Source organism: Pseudomonas sp. AC172 (assembly GCF_979258595.1).
This window is the reverse complement of record NZ_OZ409868.1, coordinates 104,683-117,081: the sequence shown is the minus strand read 5'-3', so window position 1 is coordinate 117,081 and position 12,399 is coordinate 104,683. Positions and strand designations below refer to the sequence as shown.

Annotated in this window: 13 protein-coding genes; 3 read left to right on the top strand and 10 right to left on the bottom strand. The window is 59.5% G+C overall.

The features are described from left to right. Positions 1-7: 7 nt before the first annotated feature. The 5 genes from ACZ0A4_RS00540 to ppc form a co-directional block, all read right to left on the bottom strand. A complete protein-coding gene (locus ACZ0A4_RS00540; protein WP_463572635.1) occupies positions 8-868 on the bottom strand; it encodes a DUF72 domain-containing protein in 861 nt (286 codons plus the stop codon). Next, positions 868-1,179: a hypothetical protein gene (locus tag ACZ0A4_RS00535; protein ID WP_102900558.1), complete on the bottom strand. Its 312-nt coding sequence runs from the start codon at positions 1,177-1,179 to the stop codon at positions 868-870. The genes ACZ0A4_RS00540 and ACZ0A4_RS00535 overlap by 1 nt, the downstream gene beginning before the upstream one ends. A gap of 257 nt (positions 1,180-1,436) precedes the next feature. Then, on the bottom strand, positions 1,437-2,111 hold the full coding sequence (gene tsaB, locus ACZ0A4_RS00530) for a tRNA (adenosine(37)-N6)-threonylcarbamoyltransferase complex dimerization subunit type 1 TsaB (RefSeq protein WP_463572634.1): 675 nt from the start codon (positions 2,109-2,111) through the stop codon (positions 1,437-1,439). 93 nt (positions 2,112-2,204) lie between these two features. Then, the gene (gene adk, locus ACZ0A4_RS00525; RefSeq protein ID WP_463572633.1) at positions 2,205-2,855 is read right to left on the bottom strand and encodes an adenylate kinase; all 651 of its coding nucleotides are present in this window, start codon (positions 2,853-2,855) and stop codon (positions 2,205-2,207) included. 300 nt (positions 2,856-3,155) lie between these two features. Further along, positions 3,156-5,786, bottom strand: coding sequence for a phosphoenolpyruvate carboxylase (gene ppc, locus ACZ0A4_RS00520; RefSeq protein WP_463572632.1), 2,631 nt, complete (start codon positions 5,784-5,786; stop codon positions 3,156-3,158). A gap of 213 nt (positions 5,787-5,999) precedes the next feature. Here ppc and ACZ0A4_RS00515 point away from each other — a divergent pair, with 213 nt between their 5' ends. The 3 genes from ACZ0A4_RS00515 (at position 6,000) to ACZ0A4_RS00505 (ending at position 7,970) form a co-directional block, all read left to right on the top strand. Next, entirely contained in the window at positions 6,000-6,344 is a 345-nt protein-coding gene (locus tag ACZ0A4_RS00515) for a hypothetical protein (RefSeq protein WP_016983304.1), read from the top strand. Between the two features lie 378 nt (positions 6,345-6,722). After that, positions 6,723-7,127, top strand: coding sequence for a DUF4398 domain-containing protein (locus tag ACZ0A4_RS00510; protein ID WP_463572631.1), 405 nt, complete (start codon positions 6,723-6,725; stop codon positions 7,125-7,127). Positions 7,128-7,181: 54 nt separating this feature from the next. Then, positions 7,182-7,970, top strand: a complete 789-nt coding sequence (locus ACZ0A4_RS00505) for a lipotoxin F family OmpA-related protein LptF (protein WP_038357819.1) — start codon at positions 7,182-7,184, stop codon at positions 7,968-7,970. A 278-nt stretch (positions 7,971-8,248) separates the two neighbouring features. Here the strand turns inward: ACZ0A4_RS00505 and ACZ0A4_RS00500 are convergent, their stop codons facing one another. The 5 genes from ACZ0A4_RS00500 to ACZ0A4_RS00480 form a co-directional block, all read right to left on the bottom strand. Further along, on the bottom strand, positions 8,249-8,578 hold the full coding sequence (locus ACZ0A4_RS00500) for a hypothetical protein (protein ID WP_016983545.1): 330 nt from the start codon (positions 8,576-8,578) through the stop codon (positions 8,249-8,251). Next, positions 8,575-9,480, bottom strand: coding sequence for an alpha/beta hydrolase (locus ACZ0A4_RS00495; protein WP_463572630.1), 906 nt, complete (start codon positions 9,478-9,480; stop codon positions 8,575-8,577). Before ACZ0A4_RS00495 ends, ACZ0A4_RS00500 begins: the two co-directional genes overlap by 4 nt. Positions 9,481-9,644: 164 nt before the next feature. Further along, the gene (locus ACZ0A4_RS00490) at positions 9,645-10,895 is read right to left on the bottom strand and encodes a flavohemoglobin expression-modulating QEGLA motif protein (protein WP_171057349.1); all 1,251 of its coding nucleotides are present in this window, start codon (positions 10,893-10,895) and stop codon (positions 9,645-9,647) included. 51 nt (positions 10,896-10,946) lie between these two features. After that, positions 10,947-11,501: a hypothetical protein gene (locus ACZ0A4_RS00485; RefSeq protein ID WP_463572629.1), complete on the bottom strand. Its 555-nt coding sequence runs from the start codon at positions 11,499-11,501 to the stop codon at positions 10,947-10,949. Between the two features lie 162 nt (positions 11,502-11,663). Beyond that, on the bottom strand, positions 11,664-12,377 hold the full coding sequence (locus ACZ0A4_RS00480) for a TetR/AcrR family transcriptional regulator (protein ID WP_463577467.1): 714 nt from the start codon (positions 12,375-12,377) through the stop codon (positions 11,664-11,666). Positions 12,378-12,399 lie beyond the last annotated feature (22 nt).

Genomic DNA, 12,399 nt, shown 5'->3' with positions numbered 1-12,399 from the left:
ATCCGTTTCAGAGCAGGCCAAGTTGCTCCGCGGCGGGTTCTCTGTATAGCTCAGGCAGCGATGGCAGGCCAGGCAAACGTTGCATCAGTTGTGCGTGAAAACGTTGCGCCAGTTTCGCCGCAAGGAGGTTGTCGGCGGTGTGCAGGAAGATATACGGCGTACGGCCCTCTTCGATCCACTCGGCGATTTTCGCCACCCACGGCACGAGGAACGTGTCGTTGGCCTTCAACTCTGGATGACCAATGAAGCGTACTTGCGGGAATTGAGTGAAGGCTGCCGGACGCGTCGGCACTCGCGGCTTTTTCGATTGCGCGTGGATCACCGAAGATTCGGTCGACAGGCAGCTGAACAGCGCACGCGGGTCGAGGCAGATGCGTTCAACGCCACGATCCAGCAGCAGCCGATTGAGCAAGCGTTCGCTCTCGCCCTTGACGAAGAACTGTTCATGGCGCACTTCCACTGCCAACGGGCAATCCAGCGCATCGATAAATGCCGCCAGTTCCGGCAGTCGGTGTGGCGTGAAGCTCTTCGACAATTGCAGCCACAGCGGCGAGACGCGCTCACCGAGTGGTTTGAGTAATTGCAGGAAGGTTTCGGCGGCGGTCAGTTGCTCGCGCAGATCACCGCTGTGGCTGATGTCGCCGGGAAATTTAGCGGTGAAGCGAAAGTGTTCGGGCATAACTTCGGCCCAACGCTGAACCGTGGCAGGCGAAGGACTTGCGTAGAAGGTCGTGTTGCCTTCAACGGCGTTGAACACTTGGGAATAGAGGCCGAGGAAATCGGAGGTTTTGGCGTCTACCGGGTACAGATACTCGCGCCAGGCGTTTTCGCTCCAGGACGGGCAACCGAGGTAGTAAGGCAGATCCATCAGATGTACAGATCGAGGCCCAGCACGTCTGCATCCCAATCGACAAAACCGGCGGTGCTCAGGTAGCTGGCCAAGGCCATCGCTACGCTTTTTTTCATCGCACGGTGGTAGATCATGTCTTGTTGGCGGGCGGGCAGATTGCTCAGGCGTTGCGCGGCAGCTTTGGCGGCAGCACGGGCAGCCAGTTGCTCTTCAGTCGGAAATTCGATCTCACCGTCGATATCGTCGACGGACTCATCCACAGTCACATGGCCTTTGCGAGGCTTGCGCTTGATGGGGTAGGACTGAGAGGAAAGGCCGTCTATACGCATAAATTCATGCTCGGTATCGATGATGGCAATTTAGCGGCACTTGACCGACTTAGCAAACCGCCGAGTGATAACTAGAACACATAAAGCGCAAAAGGTTTAAAGCGAGGGGTTAGAAACTGACGATTGGCAGACTTCTGGCAGCGCACTGTCCACTGTGGGAGCGAGCCTGCTCGCGAAGAGGCCAGCACATTCAACATTGATATTGACTGGCCGGACGCCTTCGCGAGCAGGCTCGCTCCCACAGGTGTAGTGGTGAATCAGCGGGCCTTGGGGGTGGCGACTTTATCGCGCAAGTAAACCGGTTGCGCATCGTCCGCCGGGATCGACTCGCCGCGCTCCCAGGCAAAACGCGCCAGGGTCAGCAGGTCCTCGGCGTGGGGCAGCATGCCGGCGTCGGAACCCGTCAGATTGACCGCAATGCGCTCGGCATACCCCCAACCGGTGCCAGCACCGAACCAGTCGCCACTGGCATCGGCCGGCAGCGCCGCGACTTCCGGTGGCAACACCGCTTCGGCACCGACCAGACGCATCTCCCCCTCAGTCTCGCGGTAACAGCCCCAATACACTTCATCCATCCGCGCATCGATGGCCGCCGCGACCTGGCTCACACCATGCTCACGCAACGCGCGCTGGGCCAACACGGCAAGGTTGGACACCGGCAGCACCGGACGATCCAGCGCGAACGCCAGACCTTGCACCACACCAATGGCGATCCGCACACCGGTAAACGCACCCGGCCCGCGACCGAAAGCAATCGCGTCGACCGCCTGCAACGTGGTGCCGGCGTCGGCCAGCAGTTGCTGGATCATCGGCAGCAGCTTCTGCGCGTGCAGGCGCGGGATCACCTCGTAATGGCTCGAGACCTTGCCGTCATGCAGCAAGGCAACGGAGCAAGCTTCAGTCGCGGTGTCCAGGGCCAGCAAGGTGCTCATCGATGTTTCCAAAACAGGGGTGGGGAAAAGTGCGTCAGTATAAACAACTACGGCCCGCAAGCGGGCCGTGGATGATGCTGCGGTTCAGACTTTTCAGCTCAGCGCGGCCAGCACCTTGGCGGTGATCGCATCGACCGAACCAACGCCCGGGATGTGGCTGTACTTAGGCTTGCCAGCGTTTTTCGCGGACAGGCTCTGATAGAACGCCACCAGCGGCTTGGTCTGCGAATGGTAGACCGACAGGCGATGACGCACGGTTTCTTCAGTGTCGTCCTTGCGCTGTACCAGCTCTTCGCCAGTGATGTCGTCTTTGCCGGCGATTTTCGGCGGGTTGTAGACGATGTGGTAAACGCGGCCGCTGGCTTCGTGAACACGACGACCGGCGATGCGTTGAACGATTTCTTCGTCTTCAACAGCGATTTCAACCACTGCATCCAGCTCGACGCCGGCAGAAACCAGTGCTTCAGCCTGCGGAATGGTGCGCGGGAAGCCGTCGAACAGAAAGCCGTTGGCGCAGTCTGGCTGAGCGATACGATCCTGAACCAGTGCGATGATCAGGTCATCCGACACCAGGCCGCCGGCATCCATGATGCTCTTGGCTTGAACGCCCAGTGGAGTGCCAGCCTTGACCGCTGCACGCAGCATGTCGCCAGTGGAAATTTGTGGAATGCCGAATTTTTCGGTGATGAACTTAGCCTGAGTACCTTTACCGGCCCCGGGAGCTCCCAGCAGAATGACGCGCATTAGATGTGCTCCTCAATTTTTTTATAAAAAGCTTTTACAAAACAAAGGATTCGCCGCTTGGGACGAATCCTGAAAATACGGGTCGTGGCCGCACAAACGGCCAAAGGCTGATCAAGATACACAGCAGGCTGCGCCCACACAAGACGCCAAAAGTCGGAGAAACCGACGCCCCCCGCGACCTTGCGACGCGGTAACCCAAGTCGCAACCCCATCATTAACTGTCGCCTGGCGGCACTTCCCCTCGTCAGGCAAAGTGGCATCCGGCGTTTGTGTCCGGTGCCGCGCGCCACGACAAAAACGTTAGCCGGTATTTCGCAAACCGGCGGCAATCCCCGCCACAGACACCAGCAACGCCTGTTCCACCGGGCTGCCCTGCTCGACATCCTGCTGTCGCGAACGGGCCAGCAACTCGGCCTGCAATAGATGCAGCGGGTCGAGGTAGGTGTTGCGCAGACGGATGAATTCAAGGGTATCTGGGCTATGTGCCAGCAACTGCGACTGCCCGGTCAGGCCGAGCACCACGGTGCACGCCTGCGACAATAGGTCGCGTAACTGCGCGCCCAACGGCAGCAAGTCCGGCTCCACCAGACGCTGATCGTAGGACAACGCGATGTCCGCGTCAGCCTTGGCCAGAACCATTTCGAGCATGTCGATACGGGTGCGGAAGAACGGCCATTGCTCGCGCATCTGTCCGAGCAATTCGCCTTCGCCGCGCTCCAGCGCTTTGCTCAACGCCGATTCCCAACCGAGCCACGCCGGCAGCATCAACCGCGTTTGCGTCCAGCCAAAGATCCACGGGATCGCCCGCAGGCTTTCGATGCCGCCGGCGCGACGCTTGGCCGGACGACTGCCGAGCGGCAAACGGCCCAATTCCTGCTCCGGTGTGGACTGACGGAAATACTCGACGAACTGCGGATTTTCCCGCACCACCTGGCGGTAAGCGTTGACACCGTCGGCGGCCAATTCGTCCATCAGATGACGCCACTCAGGCGTCGGTGGCGGCGGCGGCAACAACGTCGCTTCCAGCACGGCGGCGAGATACAGATTGAGGTTTTGCTCGGCGATGTCCGGCAGGCCGAATTTGAAGCGAATCATTTCGCCCTGCTCGGTGGTACGGAAGCGCCCCGCCACCGATCCCGGTGGCTGCGACAGAATCGCCGCGTGGGCCGGGCCACCACCGCGGCCCACAGTGCCGCCGCGGCCATGGAACAACAGCAATTCAACTTGCTGCTCGCGGCAGATTTCCACCAAACGTTCCTGCGCCCGATATTGCGCCCAGGCCGCCGCCGTGGTGCCAGCGTCCTTGGCCGAGTCGGAGTAGCCGATCATCACTTCCTGCGGGCCTTGCAGCCGTGCGCGGTAACCCGGCAGCAGCAACAGCCGCTCCATCACCGGCCCGGCGTTGTCGAGGTCGGCGAGGGTTTCGAACAGCGGCACCACACGCATCGGCCGCAGCACACCAGACTCTTTGAGCAACAGTTGCACGGCGAGCACATCGGAAGCAGCGCCGGCCATGGAGATCACATAGGAACCGAGCGAGGCGCCCGGGGCGGCGGCGATTTCCTTGCAGGTGTTGAGTACTTCGGCGGTGTCGGCCGACGGTTTGAAATGTGCCGGTAGCAGTGGTCGGCGATTGTTCAGTTCACGGGTCAGGAAGCTGATGCGCTGCTCTTCGTCCCAGTCTTCGTAGCGACCAAGACCGAGGTAATCGGTGATTTCGGTCATCGCCGAGCTGTGTCGCGACGAATCCTGACGCACATCGAGGCGCACGAGGAACAGGCCGAAGGTCACCGCGCGACGCAGGCAATCGAGCAATGGACCGTCAGCAATCACGCCCATGCCGCATTCGTGCAGGGAGTTGAAACACAGCTCCAGCGGATCGAGCAGATCACGGTTGTTGCTCAGCACATCAGACGGCGCTGGCGTCGGTGCGGTCAGTGCGGCATGCGCCCAGTTGCGCGTCGCACGCAGACGTTCACGCAGCTGTTTGAGCACCGCACGATAGGGCTCGGCGCTGTCGCCGGCCTTGGCTTTGAGGGCATCGCTGGCCTGTTGCATCGACAGTTCGGCAGCGAGTTGATCGACATCACGCAGGTACAAATCGGCGGCCATCCAGCGCGCCAGCAGCAATACTTCGCGGGTCACCGCAGCGGTGACGTTGGGATTGCCGTCACGGTCGCCGCCCATCCACGACGCGAAGCGAATCGGCGCCGCTTCCAAGGGCAGACGCAGGCCGGTCGCTTCATGCAACGCCTTGTCGGCCTTACGCATATGGTTGGGGATCGCTTGCCACAGCGAGTGTTCGATCACCGCGAAACCCCACTTGGCTTCGTCGACCGGCGTCGGCCGCGTGCGGCGGATTTCTTCGGTGTGCCAGGCTTCGGCGATCAATCGTTGCAGGGTGTTTTGAATCTGTTCACGTTCGGCGCTGGTCAGGTCGCGATGGTCCTGGGCTGCGAGTTGCCCGGCGATCGCGTCGTACTTCTGGATCAGCGTGCGCCGCGCCACTTCGGTCGGGTGCGCGGTCAAGACCAATTCAATTTCCAGCCGCGCCAATTGCCGGGCCAGCGATTCGGCGCTGTGGCCTTCGTTGCGCAAACGGGCGAGCAACTCCGGCAGCACGCGGGATTCGAACGGCGCCGGCTGCGATTCTTCACGACGATGGATCAACTGATACTGCTCGGCGATGTTCGCCAGGTTAAGAAACTGGTTGAACGCCCGCGCCACCGGGAGCAATTCGTCTTCGCTCAATTGATTGAGGCTGGCGCTCAGTTCAGCGTCCATCGAGCCACGGCGATCGGCCTTGGCGCCTTTGCGAATCTGCTCGATCTTGTCGAGGAAAGCCTCGCCGTACTGATCTCGAATGGTGTTGCCCAACAGCTCTCCGAGCAGGTGAACGTCTTCGCGCAAGCGTGCATCAATATCGGTCATCAGCAATTCCCCAGCAGTAATCCGGACGGCTTAGAAACGAGTGCATGACCTAGAGAGTGCCGCTCTACGACGCTTCTTACAAGCAGCCGACGAAGGGACGTTAAACCTTGCGGGCGAAAGCTAGTCTCAACAGTAAGCCGTACAACGGCTTGCCGCCGGCGCTGCCGGACACTCACCCAGGCCTGCCATGAGCAGGCGCGAAATGAGGTCATCATGAAAATTCGTGAACTCGCCCAGCATTGGGAAGAAAACGCCAAGGGTCGCCTGACCGACACTGGCTACACGATTCATCTGGACGTCGAAGCCGCTGCGCGCTTGGCGGCGATTGCCGAGATGTACCCCAAACGGCATGCCGAAGAACTGCTCGGCGAACTGATTGGCGCAGCCCTTGAAGAGTTTGAAGCGAGCCTGCCGTATGTGAAGGGCTCGACGGTGGTGGCGACGGATGAGGAAGGTGATCCGTTGTATGAGGATGTCGGGCCTACGCCGCGTTTTCTGGCGCTGTCGCGGCGGCATTTGCATGACCTGTCTGCTGTTGAAGGCAAGCAAAAACACTGACACAACCTAGTCAAAAACTGTGGGAGCGAGCCTGCTCGCGAAAGCGGTATATCAGTCGACATTGATGGTGACTGGCACACCGCTTTCGCGAGCAGGCTCGCTCCCACATTGACTGTATTTTTGGCTAAAAAATCGAGGTATTTCCGGTATTAGAAACACACGCGCGTACCGCTCCACCCCGTCAAAGTTCCCGCTCTAGAGCCTTGTCCATTCGGTCAAAAATTATTTTGGCGATAGGCCATCTTTTCTGAACTTTTGAAAAACGCCTCCGGTCGGAACCAGTAACCACGCCTGGAACGAGCGTTTCAAAAACGCCTTTCACACGACGCTTTCGGCTCCTCGACCAGGATGGATTCAGTTGTTTTCAGGAGATGCCTAATGGAGTTGAAGACCATGAAAAACCAAACCACATTTGCACACTTGCGCGGTCTGAAACTGGCCGCTCTGGCGATCGGCACCAGCTTCGTGCTGGTCGGTTGCGCCGGCAACCCACCGACCGAGCAATACGCCGTGACCCAATCGGCCGTGAACAGCGCCGTCAGCGCCGGCGGTACCGAGTTCGCTGCGGTTGAGATGAAGCAGGCGCAGGACAAGCTGAAACAAGCCGAAATCGCCATGCACGACAAGAAGTATGACGAGGCGCGCACCCTGTCCGAGCAAGCCGAGTGGGACGCTCGCGTCGCCGAACGCAAGGCTCAGGCCGCCAAGGCTGAACAAGCCGTAAAGGATTCCCAGAAAGGTGTTCAGGAACTGCGTCAGGAAAGTCAGCGCACCGTGCAGTAAGCGCGCATCCCGATAGCAACGCTGAAACTTTTATCGATAGAAAGGACGAAAATTATGCGTAAGCAACTGATGATCCCCGCTCTTCTGGCCGCAAGTGTCGCTCTGGCTGCCTGCTCTACCCCGCCTAACCCGAACCTGGAACAGGCGCGCACCAACTACGCCGGCCTGCAAGCCAACCCGCAAGCCAGCAAAGTCGCAGCGCTGGAAACCAAAGACGCCAGTGATTACCTGGACAAGGCCGACAAGGCTTATCTGGACAAGCAAGACGCGGCCAAGGTCGACCAACTGGCCTACCTGACCAACCAGCGTGTGGAAGTGGCCAAGCAGACCATCGCCCTGCGCACCGCTGAAAACAATCTGAAGAACGCTGCCGCCCAACGTGCCCAGGCGCGTCTGGATGCACGCGATCAGCAGATCAAACAGCTGCAGGACAGCCTGAACGCCAAGCAGACCGATCGCGGTACGCTGGTGACCTTCGGTGATGTGCTGTTCGCCACCGACCGTGCCGACCTGAAATCCAGCGGTCTGGTCAACATCAACAAACTGGCGCAATTCCTCCAGGAAAACCCGGATCGCAAAGTGATCGTCGAGGGCTACACTGACAGCACCGGTACTGCCAGCCACAACCAGTCGCTGTCCGAGCGTCGCGCCAACTCCGTGCGTACCGCACTGGTGAAAATGGGCGTTGATCCAGCGCGCATCGTCACCCAAGGCTACGGCAAGGAATACCCGGTTGCCGAAAACGGCAGTGTTTCTGGCCGTGCGATGAACCGTCGCGTGGAAGTGACCATTTCCAACGACAACCAGCCAGTGATGCCACGTTCGGCGGTCAGCTCGAACTAAGCGCCCTGCTGTAACGCAAAAGCCCCGCCTGACTCAGTCCGGCGGGGCTTTTTTGTGGGAGCTGAAATCGCAGCCCCTCACCCCAGCCCTCTCCCGAGGGAGAGGGGGCCGATTGGGGGATATTCAATAGCTGCGTCGACCTGGGAGTGCTTTGCCGAATCCATAGTCGACACTCTCTTTTGCGTCGGTGATAGCGAAAGAACACCTCGGTCAGTCCCCTCTCCCTCTGGGCGGTCCGACGTTTCGGGAGGGTTAGGGTGAGGGCTGAACCTGCAGAATCACTCTTGCAGCTTCTGCGGGGTCTCTTCGCCCATGCAGCGCACAGCTTTTTTCTGCGCGTTGATCAGTACACCGGTCAAGCCTTTCTGCTCGGTATCGAACAACACCAGCACGCCATCGATGCACTGCGCCACTTGCGGCGCTGGGTCGAGCGAAACTTTGTAGTCTTCGCCCGGCACAGTCTTGAGCATGGTGAACTCGTTGAGCAGCAACGCATCCTCGGGCTTGGCGAAGTGCAGGTAACCGTAGTACCACAGCGCCCCGACGGTGCCGAGGATGCTGCAGATACCGGTGATGATCAGCGGGATGGCGTTACGTTCTTCACTCATTGCGGACTCTCATCTTCAGAATTCGGGGGTGTCGGGTAATTGGGGATTTCGCCGAGGCGGCGCAGGCCGTTGAAATGCTCGGGATCGTCCAGATAGCGCAGCATGACCTGGCGCCACACGGGATCGCCGAAGGTCTGCACATGGCCGCCACGGGTCAGTTGCAGCACACGCGGTGGCGGCGCAGCCTGATACAGACGGATGCCGTTGGAAAGCGGCACCAGTGGATCGTCGATGCTGTGGAAGATCAGCTTCGGCACGCTGTTGAGTTGCGGCATCGAGTTGATTGCGCTGTCACTGTCCGGCACCAGCCACGACAGTGGTACTTGAAATGGCCAGGTCAGCCACGAAGTGCTGAGCGCATATTGGCCGACGCTGCGGTAACTGGCGGGCACGCCGTCGAGCACCAGCGCTTTCAGCTGTTTTTGCCGCTCGGGATGCTGCACCAGCCAATGCACGGCCATTGAACCGCCGAGGCTTTGGCCGAGCAGGATCAGCGGTTTGCCTTTGACTTCCGGCGCCTTGTCGAGCCAGGCGAACGCGGCGTCGATGTCCTGATAGATCGCCGGCAAACTCGGCTCGCCCTCGGACAAGCCATAGCCGCGATAGTCCACCAACAGCACTTGATAGCCGTTCTTCGGCAACCACCAACTGCCACCGAGGTGCATCGGCAGATTGCCGCCGTTGCCGTGCAGGTGCAGCACGGTGCCTTTGACCTCGACACCAGGTTTGGCCGGCAGCCACCAGGCGTTGAGCTTCAAGCCATCCGCCGTGACCAGCGTGACGGTGCGGTATTGGAGTTTGGCTTTTTCCGGGGTGAAGATCTGCCCTGGCTCGGGGTAGAACAGCAGCGAACTGCAACCGCCGAGGGTCAGGAGCAGGCAGAAGATGCCGAGGATTCTCATCCGGTGAAACCTCGCAAAAATTCAGGTTGGAACACAATAATTGTGGCAATAAAAAACCTTGTGGGAGCTGGCTTGCCAGCGATGGCGGCGGGTCAGCCAACATTAATATTGACTGACAGATTGCAATCGCTGGCAAGCCAGCTCCCACAGGAATTGTGTGTGGTCTAGAGGATGTTGGAGTAATCCGCTTCGATCCGGTCCAGGCTCAAATGGTTGAGGAAGTTGGAGAAGCACATCCACGCCGACAACGCGTTCAAATCGCGGAACTGATCCGGCAGATACTTCGGCGGCACCACCAACCCTTCATCCACCAACTGGCGCAAGGTGCGCATGTCTTCCAGCGTGGTCTTGCCGCAGAACAACAACGGAATCTGTTCAAGCTTGCCCTTACGCACGGCCAACTGAATGTAGTTGTAAACCATGATAAAGCCCTTGAGATAGGACAAGTCTTTGGTGAATGGCAGACCGGTCGGCGTCGATCCACGGAAAACGCGACTGGCGTTGCCGTAACTTTCCGCCATTTCAAAACCCTGCTCGCGGAAAAACTCGAACACCTGCAGGAAGTCCGCGCCCTCCTCGACCATGTGAATCGCGCGAGTGCGGTTAGTCAGTTTGCGCAGACGACTCGGGTAGGAGGCAAAAGTGATGATTTCCATCAGGATCGCCAGGCCTTCCTGGGTCACCGTCGACGAGGGCGGACCTTTGGAGAGGAAGGTGCAGATCGGCTGATTGAGACCGTTGAGCGTGGTGCCGACGTGGACCAGACCCTCGTGGACTTCCAGAGCGCGCACGTCGCGGTCGTTGAACATCGCGTCGGTGCGGATCTTGATGTAATCGGCGCCCGCTGCGGCGTCGGCAACAATGCCGTCGGACTCGAACACGCGAATGGTTTCCTCGGCCTCACCGAAGACTTTGTTCAAACGGGTTTGCAGCAAGTGCACGGCGTCTTTGGCGGTGAGGGTTTTCGGCTCATCCTTCAAATCGCCACGGCCATCGATGTTGTTCAGGTAGTCAGACATCATCAGGCCGAGGTCGGCCAGGGTCGGGTCACCGGCGTGGAAGGCATCGGAAGCGGCGCCGTACAACTCTTGCGAGATCAGGCCGAAATCCTCGGTGCCGCGCGCTTCGAGCATGCGCACCACCATGCGATATTCCTTGCACATGCGCCGCATGATCTGCCCGACCGGGTTGAACTGGCCGAGCTGGCGGGTGATATCGCGCTCGATGTTCTGGAATTCCAGTTTGACCTTGCTCGAATCGAAACTCAGCGGCCGATTGAGGTAGTAGTCGCGGTCGATCGCCGGCATTTCCTTGCCTTTGGCCTTGAGGAAACCCTTGCGAATGTTCTCGTCCCACTTGACCGCATCGAGCACACGGATCGGCGTCTGCGCCAGCACAATGCGGTCGGACAACATGCGTATCGTCTGCTGGTAATCGTCCACCCGAAACTCCTGTAGAACACTGAATTATTTGGTGCGGGTCTGGCGCTGGTAGCGTACGGCTTCAACGAAGACATCGGAATTGGCCGGATCGTCAAGGTAAGCAAAGACCTTGTCGAGGTTGCTGTCGACATGCACGCCGTCGCCATCGTCGGTCTGGAAGGCCTGACCGTCGAGGGCTTTCTGTTTGATCGCTTGATTGATCTGCTCGAGATCGAGGTTGTAAACCACCAGTTCGTGTGTGTCGGTGAGCTCGAAACCGGCGATGGTGAAGTGGCCACCGTACTGCGCCGGGACTTTCGCCGACAGATACCAGCGGTTGCCGTGGCGCGACACGGTGAAGGGATAGGCTTCGCGTTCGTGGGGTTTGGCCTTGAAGTACGTAACGGCCTGATAGCGATCGTTGCCCAGCCGCGTCAGCTCAAGGTTCATCGGCTCGCCCCAGGCATTGGTGCTCGACCACTTGCCGAGCAAGCCCTTGGGCGCCGGGTCACTTGCAGCCAAGGGTTCCTTGAAGGTCACCAGACAGCCACTGAGCAGCAGGAACGACAAGGCGATCAGCACGCCACGCCAGGCTTTCATTCAATACTCCCTATGAACATTCGCCGCCCATGAATACACCACTGAACCTGTGGGAGCGAGCTTGCTCGCGAAAGCGTCAGCACAGCCAACATTAATGTTGAATGTCAGTCCGTCTTCGCGAGCAAGCTCGCTCCCACAGGGTAAGGTGTTTCTCCCAGAGAATCAGACGGACGCGAGCACCAGGTGCATGTAGCGCGTCAGAATACCGAGCATGTCCTCTTCGGCCAAAGGCTCGGCGTCGTTGAGCAGGCCCTGATATTCCATCCGTCCGATAATCGCCGTCAACACCTTGGCATCCTGTTGCGGTTCGCGCGAGCCCAGCACCTGAAACAACTGGCAAGTGCCCTGCAACAGAATCTGCTGATGTGAACGCACCAGAATTGCCAGACGCGGGTTGAGCAGCGCCTCCTGACGGAATGCCTGCTCGGCCATCAAATGCTCGCGCCGGTTAAGCAATTGCCGGTGAACATAGTCAGCCATCAACCGCGCAATGTCGTCAGCCAATTGCGAGCGCGACTCCGGGCTGCCGTCGCCACTGACGACCATCTCACGCAACAGACCTTCATTGTTGACCCACAACTTGGCCATGTACGCCGCACTGCGCTCCACATACTGGGCGAAGGTATCGGTGAGCAGGTCATCGATGTCCTTGAAGTAGTAGGTAGTCGCAGACAGCGGCACGCCGGCCTCGGCAGCCACGGCGCGGTGGCGCACGGCACGCACGCCGTCGCGCACGACAATCCTCATCGCGGCGTCGAGAATGTCCTGTCGACGCTGCTCACTGCCCTGTCGGCTGGCCTTGCGACCCTGGTACTGAACACTTTCAGCGACCGCAGTGGCGATACCCGCTGCACCTTCTTGAGCGATTGCAACCATCACGACTGGACTTCCTCTGCTA

Bases quoted from the DNA above. Each gene is read 5' to 3' on its own strand.
- ACZ0A4_RS00535 (WP_102900558.1), bottom strand. From the start codon at position 1,179: ATGCGTATAGACGGCCTTTCCTCTCAGTCCTACCCCATCAAGCGCAAG.
- ACZ0A4_RS00485 (WP_463572629.1), bottom strand. From the start codon at position 11,501: ATGAAAGCCTGGCGTGGCGTGCTGATCGCCTTGTCGTTCCTGCTGCTC.
- adk (WP_463572633.1), bottom strand. From the start codon at position 2,855: ATGCGCGTCATTCTGCTGGGAGCTCCCGGGGCCGGTAAAGGTACTCAG.
- ACZ0A4_RS00505 (WP_038357819.1), top strand. From the start codon at position 7,182: ATGCGTAAGCAACTGATGATCCCCGCTCTTCTGGCCGCAAGTGTCGCT.
- ACZ0A4_RS00510 (WP_463572631.1), top strand. From the start codon at position 6,723: ATGGAGTTGAAGACCATGAAAAACCAAACCACATTTGCACACTTGCGC.
- ACZ0A4_RS00540 (WP_463572635.1), bottom strand. From the start codon at position 868: ATGGATCTGCCTTACTACCTCGGTTGCCCGTCCTGGAGCGAAAACGCC.
- ACZ0A4_RS00490 (WP_171057349.1), bottom strand. From the start codon at position 10,895: ATGTTGTCCGACCGCATTGTGCTGGCGCAGACGCCGATCCGTGTGCTC.
- ppc (WP_463572632.1), bottom strand. From the start codon at position 5,786: ATGACCGATATTGATGCACGCTTGCGCGAAGACGTTCACCTGCTCGGA.
- ACZ0A4_RS00495 (WP_463572630.1), bottom strand. From the start codon at position 9,480: ATGAGAATCCTCGGCATCTTCTGCCTGCTCCTGACCCTCGGCGGTTGC.
- tsaB (WP_463572634.1), bottom strand. From the start codon at position 2,111: ATGAGCACCTTGCTGGCCCTGGACACCGCGACTGAAGCTTGCTCCGTT.
- ACZ0A4_RS00515 (WP_016983304.1), top strand. From the start codon at position 6,000: ATGAAAATTCGTGAACTCGCCCAGCATTGGGAAGAAAACGCCAAGGGT.
- ACZ0A4_RS00500 (WP_016983545.1), bottom strand. From the start codon at position 8,578: ATGAGTGAAGAACGTAACGCCATCCCGCTGATCATCACCGGTATCTGC.
- ACZ0A4_RS00480 (WP_463577467.1), bottom strand. From the start codon at position 12,377: ATGGTTGCAATCGCTCAAGAAGGTGCAGCGGGTATCGCCACTGCGGTC.